Here is a 17,283-nt window from a genome sequence, read left to right as displayed (position 1 = left end):
AATTATCTCCAAAAAGCCAGATATGAAAAACAAAGGGCGCATACTGATTGTAGACGATGATAACTACGTAATGCTTTCCATCAGAATTCTGTTGGAACAGCAATATACCGATGTTCGAGGTATCAATAATCCCGAACAGATTCCTTCGGCCCTTTCCGAAAATCAGTATGATGTCATCATTCTTGACATGAACTTTCAGCCAGGCGTAACCACTGGCAACGATGGACTCAAGTATTTAAAACTCATTAAAGAATTATCGCCCGAAACTTCCGTTGTTTTCATAACCGCCTATGGAGAAATCAATTTGGCAGTTGAAGCCATTAAAGAAGGCGCTTTCGACTTTATCATAAAACCTTGGCAGAACGAAAAACTATTGAGCACGGTAGCTGCCGCTTTCAGACTGCATGAGTTGAACGAAAAAATCAAACAGCTTACTTCTCAAAAAACGGTTTTGAAATCGATGCTCGATGCACCATTTTCTGAAATCATTGGAGAATCGGAAAGCATTAAAAAAGTCTTCAACCAAATTGAAAAGGTTGCCGCAACTGATGCCAATGTTTTAATTACGGGCGAAAATGGAACGGGAAAAGAACTGGTAGCCAGGGCCATTCATAGAGCTTCTATGCGTTCTCAGGAAGTTTTTGTGAGTGTGGATATGGGCGCTATCACCGAAACGCTTTTTGAAAGTGAGCTTTTCGGGCATACTAAAGGAGCCTTTACCGATGCAAAAACCGACCGAATGAGCAAGTTTGAAGCGGCTCATCATGGCACTATATTTTTGGATGAAATCGGTAACCTTATCAAGCCATTGCAAGCCAAAATGCTGCGGGTTATTCAGGACAGAAAAATTACGCCAGTAGGTTCGAATGACAACCGAGATATTGACATTCGATTGATCTGCGCTACCAATGCAAACCTTTCTCAAATGGTTTCTGAAGATGAATTCAGGCAGGATTTATTGTTTCGAATCAACACGGTGGAAATCAAACTTCCTCCGCTTCGCGAACGTATTGAGGACATTCCATTGTTGGCCGATTATTTTCTGAATTCCTTCAAAACGAAATATGGGAAGAAAGGCCTTTTTGTACCAGACTATGTACTCAAAAAGCTTCAGAAGTACGACTGGCCTGGCAATATCCGTGAACTTCAACATACCATAGAAAGGGCTGTAATCATGAGCGATGGCAAACAGCTTCATGTTCAGGATTTCAGTTTAATGGATCAAAATCAAAGCAACGACATGGATTTTGAAAGCTTCAATCTTGAAGAACTTGAGAAATGGGCTGTTCAGGAGTGTATCAAAAAGCATCAAGGTAATATTAGCAATGCAGCTCAGGAATTAGGCTTGAGTAGAGGTGCGATGTATCGAAGAATGGAGAAATATGAGCTATAAAAACTTCGCCCTGCAAATCATAATTAGGCTAATACTCGTTACAGCAGGCCTTTTTGGAATTCTATATTTCACACTGACTTTCACTAATTATATTCGGCTATTTTTTACCGTTCTATTTACACTCATAGCCATTATTGAGCTTTTCTATTACTTGCTGAAAACCAATAGAGATACTACTCAATTTTTAGAGGCTATTATACATAACGACTTCACACAAAAGTATTCAGCGGCCAACAAGGGCAAGAGCTTCGGAAAGTTATACGAGACTTTTAATCGGGTGAACGAAAAGTTTCATGAGGTTTCCCAACGTGAAGCTTCTGAATACCATTACATCATAACTTTAATTCAACAGCTCAAAATTGGAGTACTTTCTTATGATGAAAAAGGAAGAATCCATTTGGCCAATGAAGCCTTGAAAAACATGCTTGGCAAAGATGAATTGATCAATTTGGACAGTATTCAAAAGGTAAGCTCCAATTTGGTTCAAACTTTTAGTGGATTAAAAGTCAATGAATCGCGAGTTGAAAAAATTCAAATCAACGGTAAAGAGTATCAGCTTTCCATCAGTGTTTCGGAATTTAAACTTAGAATGAAGCATTACCGCTTGGTTTCTATTCAAGACATTCGAGGCGCTCTTGATAAAAACGAAATGATGGCCTGGCAAAAGCTGATTCGTGTTTTGACCCACGAAATTATGAATTCAGTAGCGCCTATCACTTCCCTCTCTTCTACCCTCAACATGATGATAGCCAATGCTCAGAAAAACCAAGAGGCTTTGACAGAGCAGCAACTTCAATCCATTCATGATGGTTTGGATGCCATTGAAAACCGAAGCGGTGGTTTGATGAATTTCACCCAAGCCTACAGAAGCCTGACCCGAATTCCTTTGCCGAACATCAAACCTGTGAATGGCCAAATTTATTTCCAAAGAATCGTTTCGCTTTTTCAACCTACACTCGCCTCTACTGGTATTGATTTTCAAATCTCAATTCCTAAAGGTGACTTTACTTTGAACTTCGATCCAGATTTGATGGAACAAGTCATCATCAATTTGCTAAAGAATGCCAAAGAGGCTTTAGAAGGAAAAGAAAAGGCTTTCATCAGATTAACAGCTGCTCCACTAAACCAACCATCAAATTGGGAGATTCGAGTTGAAGACAATGCAGGTGGAATGACCAAGGAAGTTGAAGAAAACTTGTTCATTCCGTTTTACACAACCAAGCAAAATGGCTCTGGCGTTGGGCTCAGTTTGGTAAAACAAATTGTTCATGCTCATCATGGAGAGATTGAGTTGAACATTGATGAGAAGCAGGGAATTACCTCATTTACCATCATTCTATAGGTAATTTTCAACAGCTGAGGAGTGTCAGAATCGAGGTTTCAATTATTTGATTCGAACTTTTAGAAGGTTTAGCTCGAAACATGACCTCTGATTGATTAGTTTAGCAGCCATAAAATTATTGCATGAAGTCGAATACCACCCGTATCATAGCCATTTTAGCCATTATCATTCTCAATATCGGTTGCGATCAAGTAACAAAAGTGATTACCCGAAAAGAAATTGCGGAACACGAAAGAATTGAGGTAATCGGTGAAAACTTGATTCTGACCAAAGTGGAAAATACAGGAGCATTTTTAGGAATGGGTTCTTCCCTTTCTCCCTTCATGAAGCAATTGTTGCTTTTAGGGCTTCCTGCTGCGGTAATGATCGGGCTTTTCGTTTTCTTATTGAGAAAGCAAAACCTTACCAAACTTTCCATTGTTGGCCTATCATTTATTGTTGGAGGCGGAATCGGCAACCTTTACGACCGCATTTTATATGGTTCGGTTACTGATATGATTTTCATGGATTTTGAATTTGCGCATACTGGCATTTTCAACATGGCCGATGTATCGGTTATGGTGGGAACTGGGCTTATTTTGTTAGAACAATTTTTAACAAGAAAGGAAAATAAGAACCCTGAAGAAATCAGTACCCAAGGCTGATTAAGGTTTAAAAAATCATCCAGAGCAATAACGCCACAATTAGAATTATTGCCAGCCAACTGAACGCTTTGGGCTGGGAAGGAAATTCATACTGACAGATTGGGCAAACTTTGGCTTTGGCATCAATTTCCATAGCGCAGGAAGGGCATTCTTTTTTCTTCATAAGAAAATGGCTTGGAAGAAATTCTCCCAAGCCCAAGTAAGCTTTTTATTTAAACGATTCTTTCAAAAAAGCCTTCATTCTTTCCCAAGAATCTTCATCAGCCTCTTTGTTATACTTCAATGGCAAATTGAATTTTTCGCCCAAAGAGTTTGCAGCTTTACTGGTATAAGCATGCACAGCTCCAGGATAATCAATGTACTCATAGTCTGCATTTGCAGCATCCATACTTGCCTTAAAAGCCTCAACGGTTTCTTTTGGAACAAATGGGTCATCCGCACCATTCATTACCAAAACGCGAGCTTTCAACTTTCCTTCTTCTGGTTGAATTGGCAATTGAACACCGCTATGGAACGCAACAACAGCATCAAGATCGTAACCAGCGTTGGCCATGCTTAGCACCACGCTTCCACCAAAACAATAGCCGATGGCAGCAATTTTCGATTGATCTACATGTGGATCGTTTTTAAGCGTTTCGATTGCCTTTTCAAAACGGGCTTTCGCCTCATCTAGGTTAGCAAACACCTGCCCTGAGAATTTACCAGCGTCATTTGGATGCGCAGCTTGCTTACCATCACCATACATATCGACAGCGATTGCCACATAGCCCAATTTGGCAAGCATATCGGCTCTTTCTCGAACGTATTCATTGTGTCCCCACCATTCGTGAACCACGAGCACACCAGGTCGTTTGCCTTCTATATCAGCATCGTAAGCGATGTACCCCTTCATTTGCGTAGAATCTGTAGCGTAAGTAACCTCTTTACCTACAATCCCCTTTGGCTCAGCTTCAGTAGCGGTTTTCTCCTTTTTCTCCGCGCTTCCGCAAGAAGAAAGCAGAAGGATTACTGCCAAAAATTGAAGTTTAGTTTTCAGTTTGTTCATATGTTTTGATTTGATTTCTGATGATTTAATAAGGACCATTCGAAAATATTATCCTCTCGATCGTGTAACCGCAAAATTAGTAGAAGGTTTATGCATCCGTGTTATCAAAACAATTTCAGTTTATAAAATTTTCCGAAAGCCAAACACTTTGAAGATCTTATTCCTTTATACCAAAGGGCACCTAAAAAACCTAAAAATCAAATTCATAACGATTAGCAGATAGAACTATTTATTAAAGTCGCTTCCTTTGGATTTACTGCTAATCGTTGGTTTTGGTGGCGGTGGTGTGGTTTTTCCGAAATCGCTAATCGCATTTAGCTTGTCAATTCCTTCAAAATCCTGATCAGATATATGTTTTTTTGATAAATCAGGTTTCAGCTCCTTTTTTGGGTTGGTTTCCTCTTTCATAATTCTAAAGATTTATATCAACATCGTAATTCAATTTAAAGAAGGTCTTTGTCTTCATTTCTGCATTTTTTATCACGCCTTTGGTATTCTGAATGGTTACATCCTCTTCAAAAAAATACACTTTCTTCATTCTTTCTCTTAATTGAAAAAACAGTTCTAAGCTTTGTTCTTCATTAATTTGTTCAGAATCGTACCTATACCATAGCTTTTCAAATTCAAGGTTAAGCTCGTTGGATTCGATATATTTATCTCTTGCCTCCTTAATGTACTTGGAGTAAGGGAAATAGGGTTTTAAAACCAAAATCACATTCGAAATGGCCACTATGCCTGCCCATACATAAGAAAACTTATTCCAGACAGCCCAAGTAGCCACACTACCTGACGATGCAAAGGCAAGTATGATATTAATGACTCTTTCTCTTTCTTGAAGAGCCTTCATCATTTCTTCAAGCACAAAATTCTTATAAATAGAATTCTGAAAATTTCTCCAAATCTTATCCCTTGTCATAAGTATTAAAAATCTATTTGGGTCAAATCAAAAAATACTACTTTCTAAAATACACAATACCACTCATTAAATTCAATTCCAATCAATTCTTCTTCGTTTGGATTCCTTTTCACTTGACATTTCTATGTAACAATTGTTACGCTTGATTTTTAAAAAGCAAGCTTCATTTGTGTGTTGAAATTGAAAAACAAGAGAAAAATGAATCATAAATCATCTAATCAAAACGTAATTGATGTTCGCACTTTAGGTGAATATTTAGGTGCTCATGCTGAAGGAGCAATCAATATTCCTTTGAATGAAATTGAAAGTAGAGTTGAGGAAATTCGAGCCATGGAAGGTCGAATTTTACTTTGCTGTGCTTCTGGAAATCGCAGCGGAATGGCCCAGGCTATTCTTTCACAACACAATATTGAATGTGAAAATGCTGGTCCTTGGTATACTGTTCAACCTTCATTTCAAGCCTTATGATTGCCACTATCAAACAGCTCTTCGGTTTAAAACCTGCAACAGATTTTAAAGCTTTAGTAAATGAGGGAGCCATAATTCTTGATGTAAGAACCAAACAAGAATTCAGTAGCGGGCATGTTAAAGGTGCTGTCAATATTCCTGTTGATCAGCTTTCTCGAGAATTAAAAAAATTGAAGAACAAGCAACAACCCATTATTACATGTTGTGCCTCGGGTATGAGAAGCTCAAGGGCCAAATCATATTTAGCTTCACAAGGCTATACAAATGTGCATAATGGCGGGGCTTGGCAAAGTTTAAATCAGCGATTGCAAAAGTAGAGTTATCAATTCTTTCGGAGTAAAACCGAAAAGTTATGTCCACAATGATGCCGACTAAATCGGCATCATTGCTTTTTATTTTCATCCAATTCTTTTTCTTATTTAGCCGAAAAGCAATTGCCCAAAAACTATCAATTGCAAACAATGGAGGGTATATTTGCTAACGGTTAAACCGAACGCTCACTCAAAAACTGCCCTTTATGGATACTGAAATTTTAGCCAGAATCCAATTTGCCTTCACCGTAGCTTTCCACTACATCTATCCCCCACTTAGCATTGGTTTAGGCATCATTCTCGTCATCATGGAAGGTATGTATCTCTATACTAAAAAGGAGATTTATCATACCATGACAAGGTTCTGGGTCAAGATATTTGCCTTGATTTTCGGTATAGGTGTAGCCACAGGAATTGTAATGGAATTTGAGTTCGGAACCAACTGGGCTACTTATTCGCGTTATGTAGGCGATATTTTTGGAAGTGCCTTAGCTGCCGAAGGTCTATTCGCTTTTGCCTTAGAATCGGGTTTTCTCGGTATTTTACTTTTTGGCTGGAACAGAGTAAAACCTGCCGTTCATTTTATGGCAACCATAGGTGTGGCTTGCGGTTCTATGTTTTCGGCAGTTTGGATTGTGGTGGCTAACAGTTGGCAACAAACCCCAGCAGGGTTTAAAATTGTAGGTGAAGGCTTGGAGCAAAGAGCTGAAATCACTGACTTCTGGGCCATGGTTTTCAATCCTAGTTCAGTAGATCGACTTTCACATGTTTTAATTGGGGCTTTTTTGGCTGGAGCTTTTCTTGTATTAAGCGTAAACGCCTATTATATTCTCAGAAATAAGTTTTTAGAAATAGCCAAGCCAGGCTTCAAAATCGCGCTAGTGGTGGCCTTAGTAGCTTCATTAGCCCAATTATTCACAGGCCATAATTCATCTAAAGGTGTTGCCGAAAATCAGCCCGCTAAACTCGCTGCCTTTGAAGGTCATTACGATAGCCTAGCCGTTGCTGATTTGTATCTTCTAGGTTGGGTAAATCAAGAAGAAAGATCCGTTACAGGTTTATCAATCCCTAAGTTTCTTACTTTCCTTATTCATGAAGATTTTGAAACTCCAGTTACGGGATTAGATGCTTTTCCCGATGAAGATGTTCCGAGCCAGATCAATGCCGTTTTCCAATTCTACCATCTTATGATCTCCATAGGAATGATATTGATTGGCTTGAGTTTATTAGGCGCGTTTTTATGGTGGCGCAAAAAATTATTTAAATATAAATGGGTAATGTGGCTATTTGTCTGGGCTGTTTTTCTGCCACAAATTGCCAATCAAGCAGGCTGGTTTGCTGCTGAAATGGGAAGACAGCCATGGGTGGTTTACAGCCTTTTAAGAACAAGTGACGCGCTTTCTAAAGCCGTAACGGCCAACCAAATCGTATTCTCATTGGTTTTGTTCACCTTGGTTTACATGCTTCTTTTCGCATTGTTTATTTATCTGTTGAACAAAAAAATCAAACATGGACCTTACGATTTGCATTTAGAAGATAAGCGTCCGAGACAAGACGAATCAATACCAAAGCATTAAAATTATGGAAACGTTTCTGGGCATTGAATATACAACATGGTGGTTTCTCATTTTAGGAGGAACAGTAACGGGTTATGCCATTCTCGATGGTTTCGACCTTGGCGTGGGAGCCATTCACCTCTTTTTTAAAAACGATGAAGACAGGAGAATTGCACTAAATTCTATCGGCCCCGTTTGGGACGGAAATGAAGTATGGCTCATCATAACAGGAGGTGTACTTTTTGCGGCCTTCCCCCCTGTTTATGCAACGCTATTTTCTGGCCTATATATACCGCTAATGCTTTTCTTGGTCATGATCATCTTTCGGGCTATTTCCATAGAATTCAGGGGAAAAGAACCCATGCATTGGTGGCGAAAAACTTGGGATATTTCTTTTTGTGTCGCCAGTACTTTAATGGCGCTTGCTTTAGGAATGGTTTTGGGAAATGTATTACAAGGTTTGCCAATTGGCCAAGAAGGAGAATTCGAATCTGGCACGGGATTCTTCTTTGTAAATCCTTTTTCTGTACTTACCTCTATTACCACGCTTTCGCTTTTTATGCTTCACGGAAGCCTTTACTTAGGTATGAAAACCGAGGGGAAACTTTTTGCTCAGTTAACTTCAATTATAAAAAACAGCACCATCTTTTTTTCTATAAGTGTATTATTATTAAGCTTTTATACACTCTTATATATACCTCATCTTTCAGAAAATATAAGAAACAACTCATGGCTATTTATACTGCCTGTCATTCTGGTTTTGCTCATCGCGAACATCACTCGGCAGGTAGCAAAAAGGCATTATCGATGGGCTTTCTTGATGTCAACCGGTGTTATTTCGGCCCTATTGCTGTTGGTTGCTTTTGAGCTTCATCCAGTAATGCTTTTCTCTTCCATTGATCCTGCTTACAGCTTGACTCTAGAGAACGCCACAGCTTCAGAGAAGTCATTGGGTATCATGCTCACTATCGCCATGATTGCCGTTCCATTAGTTGCTTTTTACACTGGTTTTGTATTCTGGACATTCAAAGGAAAAGTAAAATTAGACGAGCATAGCTACTAATAACATCATGGCATATTTGCCAGCGCTTCGGTAACTTTTGTTACGCTGCGGCCCATTTGCACCATCTACTTTTGTCGATATATAATTGAAGATATCATGACAGAAATATTTGGCTTTATTAGCGCAGCAATCATAGGCATTTCATTGGGTTTAATTGGTGGCGGAGGTTCTATCTTAACTGTACCCGTTTTGGTTTATTTGTTAGGAATTGAACCGGTAATGGCCACAGCCTATTCTCTTTTTATCGTAGGAATGAGCTCACTAATTGGAGGTGTAAACTATGCTAGAAAAGGTTTGGTCAGTTATAAAACCGGAATTGTCTTTACCATCCCTGCATTTATTGCCGTTTACCTTACTCGCTTAATGATTGTGCCTGCTTTGCCAGAATCATGGTTTAGCCTAGGTTCATTCGAAGTCACCAAAAACATTGGTATTCTCTTGATTTTTGCGATACTGATGGTTGTAGCTTCTTTTTCAATGATAAGATCGAAGAAAAAGGTTGATCAAAATGAAGATTCCGAACAAAAGTTCAACTACCCAATGATCATCATTGAAGGATTAGTAGTAGGCACTTTAACAGGTTTAGTGGGTGCTGGTGGAGGATTTTTGATTATTCCTGCCCTTGTAGTTTTAGCCAAACTTCCCATGAAAATGGCTGTCGGAACTTCTCTACTGATCATTGCCGCCAAATCCCTCATAGGCTTTATTGGAGATGTTCAAGCCGGCAGCCATATCGATTGGAAATTCCTGATCATATTCTCTGCTATTGCGGGGTTAGGTATTTTCTTAGGAAGCTTTTTATCTAATAAAATCGATGGTCAAAAACTAAAAAAAGGTTTTGGCTATTTTGTGCTTATCATGGGCTCTATTATGATTTACAAAGAGCTTTTTCTTTGATTTCCAGAAGTATAGCTATTTTCATTGTGTTTCATTTTGAAACAAAAAGGCTAGCTTAGTAAGAAATTAAATTCCTTGCTAAGCTAGCCTTTGAGCTATTCAAATATTACTAATTCTTATTCTCCAGACTGGATTTGCTTCGCAATTTCTTGAACTTCGTCCAAAACTCTTAGCAAGTTTCCGCTCCACAACTGGCCGATTTCTTCTTCAGAATAACCTCTTTTAACCAATTCTAAAGTTACGTTGAAAGATTCTGAAGCATCAGACCAACCTTCAACTCCTCCGCCTCCATCAAAATCAGAACTAATACCAACATGCTCCAAACCTATCTTCTTCACTAAATAGTCAATATGATCTACAAAGTCGGCCACATTTACTGCAGGTGCTGAGCCATTCACTTCGTTGGCAATTGCATCAGCTTGCTTTTCTTGAAAACCACTATAAGCAGAGAAATACGCTTCGCGATCGGCATCGCTCATACTTCTTAATTCAGAGCGTTCTTTCAATTCGAAACCATTCTCTTCAGCAATTCTTCTTTCAATTTCTCTTCGCTTTTCGCTATTCAAATTGTTCTTTTCAGTATTTACATAGCTTTTGAAAGCAACAGTTTGAACAACCCCTCCATTTTTCTTCAACATCATAAGTTGCTCATCATCAAGATTTCTACTTACATCATTCAAAGTTCTTGCTGAAGAGTGTGAAGCAATTACAGGTGCTTTAGAAAGTTTCATCATTTCCATATTTGCCTCTTTACTTGGGTGTGACAAATCGATCATCATTCCCCATTTGTTCATTTCAGCAATCACCTGACGACCCAAATCACTTAGACCGTGGTGCATCCAAACAGAATCACGTTCACCAGTATTCGAGTCACTCAATTGACTGTGGCCGTTATGAGCTAAAGACATATATCTGGCGCCTCTATCATAAAACTCTTTAACCCTTTCAATATTGGTTCCGATAGGATAACCATTTTCAACTCCAATCATCGCTACTTTTTTGCCCGAAGCCACAATTCTTCGTACATCATCTGAAGTAAGCGCGAGTTCAATTTTATCTGGAGCAATCTCTTCGCAAAGCCTGTGAATTGCCTTGAATTTATCATCGGCATTTTCATAAGCTTTGGCATAACCTTCTTCGGTTAAATCTCCTTGGCCCGTGTACACCACAAACCAAGCAACATCTAAACCGCCTTCTTCCATTTTCGGCAGGTTTACCTGTGTAGTAAGTTCTTGAGTGTAATTTTTGTCTCCCGTAAAGTTGGAGGTGTTGATGTCATCGTGGGTATCTAAAGTGATGACACGATCGTGAATACCTCTAGCGTATTCAATCAATTCTTGTTCTGTCATAGAAGAAACATCTTTGGTTTCAGTCTCCGATTCTGTTTTTTTACTTCCGCAGGCCGACACTAAAAAAATGGTCATAAGCGTGAATAAGGAAAGTTTTGTGTTCATAGTAAATCATTAAGGTGATGGTTAATCTAATTCAATTAATGACTTGGCCGAAATGAAATGATGTAAATGGTAACCGTTTGAAGGAAAAGGTTAAGCCATGAAATCAGAAATGGGCTTTGTCATGGAATATAAACCCAACAGACAAAGCCCATTTTAGTTTAGCCACTGAACAAATTATGGGATTCTACTACTCGTACCTCAATGAATCGACAGGATTTATTTTGGCCGATTTGACCGTTTGAAAACTTACCGTGACCAAAGCCACTGCCAAAACAATTAAAGTAGCCAATACAAAAACCAAAATATTCATGCTGGTTCGGTACTCAAATCCTTGAAGCCAACTTTCCATCACCCAATAAATCAGTGGCCAAGCGATGAGGTTTGAAATTAGGATGAGCACCACAAACTCCTTTGAAAGCAACAAAAACAAGCTAGAAACGGAAGCACCAAGCACTTTTCTCACTCCTATTTCTTTAGTGCGCTTCATGGCCGTAAATGCTGAAAGGCCAAACAATCCCAAACATCCAATCAGAATGGCTAAAACAGCAAATACTGAAAATAGAGACTGAAATTGATCATCGGAACGATATTGTTGATTGAAATAATCTTCTAGAAAGAAATACTCGAAAGGGTTGCCAGAAAAGGCCAAATTCCACTGCTTTTCAACGGCTGCTATCGCCTCTGAACTCTGCTGACCTTTGAATTTAATCATGTAATATTCAGAACCGTACGGACTATAAAAGAAGATGGAAGGAATTGTTTTTTCCTTTAAAAACTCGTGATTGTAATCTTTCACCACACCCCTCACCAATGCAGTGAACTCAAAATTCTCAATCACAATGGGCTTGTTTAAAATGCTCTCAGCATTATTATAACCTAAAAGCCTGAGGGCACTTTCGGTTACCAAAAGAGTGGTATCGTTGGTGGCATCTCCGAATTCAAAATTCCTTCCTGCTGCCAATTCAAGCTCCAAAGTTTCAAGAAGATCCTCGTCCACTCCTACAGCATTCATTGGATAAGTTTCGCCTCTCGGCTGAACATAACTGCGAACATCTCCTTTGAAGCGAATTTTCTTTCCAGGAACCACTCCGGAACCTGCGACAGATACAATATTCGGATCATTATTCAACTCACTTTTGAAAGCATTCATTTGTGCACCTCTATCGTCCCGATTGGGAGAAGCGATCGCTGGGCGTTCGACTACAATCGTTTTTTCTGGATCAAAACCCAAGTCTGCTGACTTAACAAACTTCATTTGACGGTAAACCGTGAAAGTTCCTATGATCAATGCCGCAGAAGCCGCAAACTGAAATACCACCAATATTTTTCTGAGCACAATGCCCGAACCAGAGGTTCTGAATTTTCCTTTTAAGGTGCTCACAGGTTTAAAGGAAGAAAGCACCATAGCCGGATAAAAGCCACTCACAAATGAACCTGCTAGAAAAATCGAGGCAAGAGTAATCCAAACTTTAGAATTCTCCCAAATATTCACCTCAGGAGGAATTCCACTCACTTTATAGAAAGAAGGTAAGGCTAAAACCACGATTACTAAGGCCAGTAAGCTGGCCAAAAAATTGATGGCTAACGATTCAAACATAAACTGTTTGACTAGTTGAATTTTTTGAGAACCCAGAACCTTGCGAATACCGACTTCCTTAGCGCGATCTAACGACCGAGATGTGGCCAAATTCACATAGTTTACCCAAGCAATCAGAACAATAAATACTGCAATAATGGAAAGAAATGTGATGGGTTCGGTATTGCCATTCAATTCCGCTTCATCGCTCAAGTGAGAATCCAAATGAATTCTTTCTAAGGGTTGAAGGTGGAAAATATTTTCACCTCCAGCTTCTTTCAATTCGGGTTTGAACTTATCGACAAAGGCTGGAAACTTAGATTCAAGTTGATCAAGGTCAGTTCCTTTAGCCACTTTTATATACGTGTAAAAGTCCTTTCTAATCCATCCTGTTTTGTATCGTAACAGAGCGCCCTCAAATCGGCTGTACAAGGTTGGCGTTGAAATGAGCACATCGTACTTCAAATGCGTGTTGCTGGGCAAATCCTTAAAAACCCCTGTTACTACGCAGTTTTCATCATTATAATCATCGTCTTTCAAACGCAAATGCTTACCAATGGCATTTTCATTTCCGAAGTATTTCTTTGCCGTAGTTTCAGAAATTACCATGCTGAAAGGTTGTTCCAAAGCTGTTTTCGCATCGCCAGAAATCATTTCTACTCCAAAAAATGAGAGGAATGTTGGGCTGGCATACAGAAACTTTCGGTGTTTGAACTTAACAGGTTGGCCCTGCCCTTCTTCATACGTAATCACCACATTGTTTTTGGAGCCCATGTTGTATAAATGTGCCCAATCGACTACCTCAGGAAATTCATCGACCATAGCTGGACCAACGCCCGGGTAATTTTCCGCACTATGAAAAACCTGTTCGTTGTTTTGGTAAATATCTAAACTGACCCGATAAACCTGATCTGCATCCTTCTGAAAGCTATCGTAGCTGAGTTCAAAAGTTACGTAATGCAAAATGAGCAACGCTCCGGCAATGCCAATGGCTAGCCCACTAATGTTAATAAAAGAGTAGACTTTATTTTTTAAAAGTGCCCTTAGGGTAATGGTGATGTAGTTTTTGAACATAATGAGTTGACCTTTATTTTTCCTACTTCGAGATAACCAAATGGTTACATCCATTAGAACTTTAAAAGTAAAAGCCATCACTTTTAAGGGTATTGCAGTTTATCAAGCTTTTTCACTACCTTTGCGGCCATATTCTTAGCAGACGTTTAGTCAAGGCGATTTTCCTCTTTACAGAGTTCCTCTCTTCACTTTCTGATTCGGCTAAGATTGATGGTAAAAAAAACCGTCAATGCCTGCCACTTCACATAATGGATTTGTGATTAAGCCAGCAGGTCCAGTATAAAATGAGACATTCTCTGATCAGCGCTTTAGTGAGTAGTTTCAATCCATGTTAAATTATTTTGAATAAAACCGCCAGCGCATGGTAGGTTTTCAAACATGATGTGGGCTATGGAGTCTACATTGATTATTTATGCAGAATACCCATTTTAAAAAGAAAAGAAAAAACAAACCTGAAGCAGCAGCTTCAAAACAAAAACCGTTTAAGAAAATTGACAGAAGGAGAACGGCCAAAAAGAACCAAAGAGTTTCGAGCCTAAAACCTGAGCAGTTGATTCAAAAAGCGGTTGTTACTGAACAGAAAGAATACGTTTCAGAAAGACGCATTCAGGACTTACCGATCAGTGCTAATTTAAAAGAATGCCTTTTTTCTAAAGGATTCAACAGACCTACTGAAATTCAGGACAAAACTTTGGAAACGCTTCTAAAGGGTCACGATCTTTTAGGCATTGCACAAACCGGAACGGGCAAAACTGGCGCTTTCTTAATTCCAATTATAGAACAACTTCTTCATAATAAAAGAAGATCATACGCTTTGATTGTGGTGCCTACTCGCGAGTTGGCCACACAAGTAGAAGATGAATTCCGTAGCATGACCAAAGGACTTGGTTTGTATTGCGCAAGCTTTATTGGCGGAACAAGCATTAACCGCGACATGCAAAACCTAAAAAGGCAAAGCCATGTTGTGATTGGTACTCCTGGACGCTTGCTTGATTTGACCGACAGAAGATCTCTTAACCTAAGCCAATTCAACACTTTGGTACTCGATGAATTCGATCGTATGTTGGACATGGGCTTTGTGCACGATGTTAAAAGACTGATTGCAGCTATGGATAGTAGAAAGCAAACTTTGTTGTTTTCTGCTACGCTCGACAAAACCCAAGAAACGCTAATCAATCATATTCTTGAAAACCCAGTTACAGTAAAAGTAAGTAGCGGAGAAAGCACTAACGAACATATAGAACAGGACATTATCAGAGTGAAATCACCTGAGGAAAAAATGAGTATTTTGTTGAATATGCTTCGCGATAGCGAGTTTCAGAAAGTGGTTTTGTTTGAAGAAACGAAACATAAAGTAAGTCGTCTTTGCGACAAACTGAACAAAGCGGGCATTAAGGCTGATCAGATTCATGGCAATAAAACCCAAAATCAGCGACAAAGAGCATTGAATGCTTTTAAAGAAGATAAAGTTCAGGTTTTGGTAGCGACTGACGTTGCCGCAAGAGGTATCGATGTTTCTGATGTTACTCATGTAATCAACTACCAAATGCCGCTAACTTTCGATAGTTACATTCACCGAATTGGTAGAACTGGCCGTGCTGGAAAAGTAGGTAAGGCCTATACGTTTGTAGATTAATATTTTCGAAAAACATAAAAGAGAAAAACCTGCCTGATTTCAAGCAGGTTTTTTTGTTTTTACAGCCACTCACCTTCTTCTATTCGGCAACAGCGGTGGCGGTTCTCCAGAAAATGGATTAAATCGGCTTATTGTTTTTGCTTCCATACCAAAGGCTCGCAACACGCTCCGATCACCAAACTTATCCCGAATTTTATCCATAGCATGGTAAAGGCTTATCATTTCTTCAGCATCATCAAAAAGATTGATCTGATAACCGCCTTCTACCAAATGGCTAAACCGCACACCAATAAGCCTCACCAACAATCGCTTGTTATACAGCTTATTAAAAAGCTCCAAAACCTTGGGAATAAGCACATGGTCTGCTGAAGAATAAGGAATCCGAGATTGCAAAGTGTATGTATTGAAATCGGAATAGCGAACTTTTACCGTAACGCAAGCCGTCAACTTTAAGCCTCTGCGAAGCTGAAAAGCCAGGTTTTCCGCCATTGCCAACAGAATTCCTTTGAGCTTCACTGTGTCAATCGTATCGCGGTCGAAAGTACGTTCTGTAGAAATAGACTTTCGTTCGTTGTAAGGCACCACAGGCGAATTATCCAACCCATTTGCCTTTTTCCAAATAGAAATTCCATTCTGCCCTAGCACTTTCTCCATCATTTCAACAGGCATTTCCTGAATCGTGAGAATCCTTTTCACACCCAAACTGAAAAGTGTTTGTTGTGTTTTTTGCCCCACCATTGGAATTTTACTTACCGAAAGCGGAGCTAAAAACGGCTTTTCCGTTCCGTGTTCAATCTTCAGCTGATTATTGGGTTTGGCCTCACCTGTAGCTACTTTAGATACTGTTTTATTTTTAGACATTCCGAAGGAAATCGGCAAACCCGTATCTTTTATAATACGCTGCCTCAGTTCGGTAGCCATCTGATAGCTATTGTGAAACCTGTCCATTCCCGTTAGATCTATATAAAACTCGTCAATGGATGTTTTTTCATATAGCGGAACGGTTTCCTTAATAATTTCTGTCACCCAATTGGAATGCTCTGAGTACACAGCAGAATTTCCTTTAATTTGAATCGCATCAGGGCAAAGTTCTCTAGCTCGCTTCATAGGCATAGCAGAATGCACTCCATAAGCTCTAGCCTCATAACTGCAAGCCGCTACTACGCCTCTATCCGTTACTCCGCCAATCAGTACAGGTTTTCCATTCAGTCTGCTGTCCAACTTTCGTTCTACGGACACAAAAAATGTATCCAAATCCATATGCATGATTGTGGTTTCCATCGCCTCTTCCCTCCTGCTTTTGGTTTATTTTCTACCGATAGGAATTTCCACCAAAGGCATCCATGGAGTATCCACGTGAGTCCTCTTGAGAATAGTGATAGCATTCACTCTAAAATTTTTAGTATATTGCCAATTACTAAATTGATGATGAGCATTTACATACTGCGAATCGGACAACGTTCTGCCAATGGTTATATGAGGCGTGAAAGAAGGTTTTAAATACTTCTTAGGCATATGGTTTAGCCAGAATTCTACCAGTAAGAGTTGGTACAGACTTATTATAGAACATTCATCTTCCAGCTTTAAATAGAAAGTGTTGTTGCTTTCAAAAAAGCCCATTCCAGAAATAGAAACATCGAATGCATGGATTTTAGCAGCAATATTAACCACTGACTGTATTATTTTCTCTTCGCGCTCTTCTCCCTGAGGAAAATTCATTAAGGTAATATGAGCTTGGGAATGTAAACCAGGATAGCTTCCGTTACTATGCGAAAACTGATTTTTCAACTGCTTTACATCTTCGGAAATAAACGATGGCGGACTTATTAAAATGAAATAGCCACAGAGATCAGGCTTGCTAAACAATTCCATAGACTTTCGATTTTTGAACAATCAAAAATACTAAAT

At 39.3% G+C, this 17,283-nt stretch carries 17 protein-coding genes; 9 read left to right on the top strand and 8 right to left on the bottom strand.

The window, feature by feature from the left end; all coding sequences use genetic code 11:
* Positions 1-22: 22 nt before the first annotated feature.
* From ACXACJ_RS07125 to lspA, 3 genes are all read left to right on the top strand, one after another.
* A complete protein-coding gene (locus ACXACJ_RS07125; protein WP_475133655.1) occupies positions 23-1,393 on the top strand; it encodes a sigma-54-dependent transcriptional regulator in 1,371 nt (456 codons plus the stop codon).
* Complete coding sequence (locus tag ACXACJ_RS07120) at positions 1,383-2,735, top strand: sensor histidine kinase (protein ID WP_475133654.1); 1,353 nt, start codon at positions 1,383-1,385, stop codon at positions 2,733-2,735. Before ACXACJ_RS07125 ends, ACXACJ_RS07120 begins: the two co-directional genes overlap by 11 nt.
* A gap of 122 nt (positions 2,736-2,857) precedes the next feature.
* A complete protein-coding gene (gene lspA / locus ACXACJ_RS07115) occupies positions 2,858-3,379 on the top strand; it encodes a signal peptidase II (protein WP_475133652.1) in 522 nt (173 codons plus the stop codon).
* Positions 3,380-3,386: 7 nt separating this feature from the next.
* On the opposite strand, the gene ACXACJ_RS07110 is transcribed toward lspA, so the two are convergent.
* The 4 genes from ACXACJ_RS07110 to ACXACJ_RS07095 form a co-directional block, all read right to left on the bottom strand.
* Complete coding sequence (locus ACXACJ_RS07110; RefSeq protein ID WP_475133651.1) at positions 3,387-3,542, bottom strand: hypothetical protein; 156 nt, start codon at positions 3,540-3,542, stop codon at positions 3,387-3,389.
* Positions 3,543-3,587: 45 nt separating this feature from the next.
* Entirely contained in the window at positions 3,588-4,424 is an 837-nt protein-coding gene (locus tag ACXACJ_RS07105) for a dienelactone hydrolase family protein (RefSeq protein WP_475133650.1), read from the bottom strand.
* Positions 4,425-4,649: 225 nt separating this feature from the next.
* A complete protein-coding gene (locus ACXACJ_RS07100) occupies positions 4,650-4,832 on the bottom strand; it encodes a hypothetical protein (protein WP_475133649.1) in 183 nt (60 codons plus the stop codon).
* A gap of 4 nt (positions 4,833-4,836) precedes the next feature.
* Positions 4,837-5,340 (bottom strand): hypothetical protein, encoded by a 504-nt coding sequence (locus ACXACJ_RS07095; protein WP_475133648.1) that lies wholly within the window; start codon positions 5,338-5,340, stop codon positions 4,837-4,839.
* 198 nt (positions 5,341-5,538) lie between these two features.
* On the opposite strand from ACXACJ_RS07095, the gene ACXACJ_RS07090 reads away from it, so the two are divergent.
* From ACXACJ_RS07090 to ACXACJ_RS07070, 5 genes are all read left to right on the top strand, one after another.
* On the top strand, positions 5,539-5,808 hold the full coding sequence (locus ACXACJ_RS07090; RefSeq protein ID WP_475133647.1) for a rhodanese-like domain-containing protein: 270 nt from the start codon (positions 5,539-5,541) through the stop codon (positions 5,806-5,808).
* Positions 5,805-6,125 (top strand): rhodanese-like domain-containing protein, encoded by a 321-nt coding sequence (locus ACXACJ_RS07085; protein ID WP_475133646.1) that lies wholly within the window; start codon positions 5,805-5,807, stop codon positions 6,123-6,125. The genes ACXACJ_RS07090 and ACXACJ_RS07085 overlap by 4 nt, the downstream gene beginning before the upstream one ends.
* Positions 6,126-6,325: 200 nt before the next feature.
* Positions 6,326-7,696: a cytochrome ubiquinol oxidase subunit I gene (locus ACXACJ_RS07080; RefSeq protein ID WP_475133645.1), complete on the top strand. Its 1,371-nt coding sequence runs from the start codon at positions 6,326-6,328 to the stop codon at positions 7,694-7,696.
* Positions 7,697-7,700: 4 nt separating this feature from the next.
* A complete protein-coding gene (gene cydB / locus ACXACJ_RS07075) occupies positions 7,701-8,738 on the top strand; it encodes a cytochrome d ubiquinol oxidase subunit II (protein ID WP_475133644.1) in 1,038 nt (345 codons plus the stop codon).
* A 96-nt stretch (positions 8,739-8,834) separates the two neighbouring features.
* On the top strand, positions 8,835-9,635 hold the full coding sequence (locus ACXACJ_RS07070; protein ID WP_475133643.1) for a sulfite exporter TauE/SafE family protein: 801 nt from the start codon (positions 8,835-8,837) through the stop codon (positions 9,633-9,635).
* Positions 9,636-9,751: 116 nt separating this feature from the next.
* Here the strand turns inward: ACXACJ_RS07070 and ACXACJ_RS07065 are convergent, their stop codons facing one another.
* On the bottom strand, positions 9,752-11,089 hold the full coding sequence (locus ACXACJ_RS07065) for a dipeptidase (RefSeq protein WP_475133642.1): 1,338 nt from the start codon (positions 11,087-11,089) through the stop codon (positions 9,752-9,754).
* A 187-nt stretch (positions 11,090-11,276) separates the two neighbouring features.
* Positions 11,277-13,739, bottom strand: coding sequence for an ABC transporter permease (locus tag ACXACJ_RS07060; RefSeq protein ID WP_475133641.1), 2,463 nt, complete (start codon positions 13,737-13,739; stop codon positions 11,277-11,279).
* Positions 13,740-14,151: 412 nt separating this feature from the next.
* On the opposite strand from ACXACJ_RS07060, the gene ACXACJ_RS07055 reads away from it, so the two are divergent.
* On the top strand, positions 14,152-15,375 hold the full coding sequence (locus tag ACXACJ_RS07055; protein ID WP_475133640.1) for a DEAD/DEAH box helicase: 1,224 nt from the start codon (positions 14,152-14,154) through the stop codon (positions 15,373-15,375).
* A 69-nt stretch (positions 15,376-15,444) separates the two neighbouring features.
* Here the strand turns inward: ACXACJ_RS07055 and dinB are convergent, their stop codons facing one another.
* Together dinB and ACXACJ_RS07045 are read right to left on the bottom strand one after the other, a co-directional pair.
* The gene (gene dinB / locus ACXACJ_RS07050) at positions 15,445-16,656 is read right to left on the bottom strand and encodes a DNA polymerase IV (protein WP_475133639.1); all 1,212 of its coding nucleotides are present in this window, start codon (positions 16,654-16,656) and stop codon (positions 15,445-15,447) included.
* A gap of 24 nt (positions 16,657-16,680) precedes the next feature.
* Positions 16,681-17,247 (bottom strand): 2'-5' RNA ligase family protein, encoded by a 567-nt coding sequence (locus ACXACJ_RS07045; protein WP_475133638.1) that lies wholly within the window; start codon positions 17,245-17,247, stop codon positions 16,681-16,683.
* Between the last annotated feature and the right edge of the window lie 36 nt (positions 17,248-17,283).

Source organism: Roseivirga sp. AWQ4_251, assembly GCF_056158225.1.
Note: the sequence above shows the minus strand (reverse complement) of the source record. Positions and strands in the feature narration are given on the sequence as shown.

Coding starts and splice junctions, on each gene's coding strand:
- ACXACJ_RS07125 (WP_475133655.1), top strand. CDS start 23: ATGAAAAACAAAGGGCGCATACTGATTGTAGACGATGATAACTACGTA.
- ACXACJ_RS07120 (WP_475133654.1), top strand. CDS start 1,383: ATGAGCTATAAAAACTTCGCCCTGCAAATCATAATTAGGCTAATACTC.
- lspA (WP_475133652.1), top strand. CDS start 2,858: ATGAAGTCGAATACCACCCGTATCATAGCCATTTTAGCCATTATCATT.
- ACXACJ_RS07110 (WP_475133651.1), bottom strand. CDS start 3,542: ATGAAGAAAAAAGAATGCCCTTCCTGCGCTATGGAAATTGATGCCAAA.
- ACXACJ_RS07105 (WP_475133650.1), bottom strand. CDS start 4,424: ATGAACAAACTGAAAACTAAACTTCAATTTTTGGCAGTAATCCTTCTG.
- ACXACJ_RS07100 (WP_475133649.1), bottom strand. CDS start 4,832: ATGAAAGAGGAAACCAACCCAAAAAAGGAGCTGAAACCTGATTTATCA.
- ACXACJ_RS07095 (WP_475133648.1), bottom strand. CDS start 5,340: ATGACAAGGGATAAGATTTGGAGAAATTTTCAGAATTCTATTTATAAG.
- ACXACJ_RS07090 (WP_475133647.1), top strand. CDS start 5,539: ATGAATCATAAATCATCTAATCAAAACGTAATTGATGTTCGCACTTTA.
- ACXACJ_RS07085 (WP_475133646.1), top strand. CDS start 5,805: ATGATTGCCACTATCAAACAGCTCTTCGGTTTAAAACCTGCAACAGAT.
- ACXACJ_RS07080 (WP_475133645.1), top strand. CDS start 6,326: ATGGATACTGAAATTTTAGCCAGAATCCAATTTGCCTTCACCGTAGCT.
- cydB (WP_475133644.1), top strand. CDS start 7,701: ATGGAAACGTTTCTGGGCATTGAATATACAACATGGTGGTTTCTCATT.
- ACXACJ_RS07070 (WP_475133643.1), top strand. CDS start 8,835: ATGACAGAAATATTTGGCTTTATTAGCGCAGCAATCATAGGCATTTCA.
- ACXACJ_RS07065 (WP_475133642.1), bottom strand. CDS start 11,089: ATGAACACAAAACTTTCCTTATTCACGCTTATGACCATTTTTTTAGTG.
- ACXACJ_RS07060 (WP_475133641.1), bottom strand. CDS start 13,739: ATGTTCAAAAACTACATCACCATTACCCTAAGGGCACTTTTAAAAAAT.
- ACXACJ_RS07055 (WP_475133640.1), top strand. CDS start 14,152: ATGCAGAATACCCATTTTAAAAAGAAAAGAAAAAACAAACCTGAAGCA.
- dinB (WP_475133639.1), bottom strand. CDS start 16,656: ATGGAAACCACAATCATGCATATGGATTTGGATACATTTTTTGTGTCC.
- ACXACJ_RS07045 (WP_475133638.1), bottom strand. CDS start 17,247: ATGGAATTGTTTAGCAAGCCTGATCTCTGTGGCTATTTCATTTTAATA.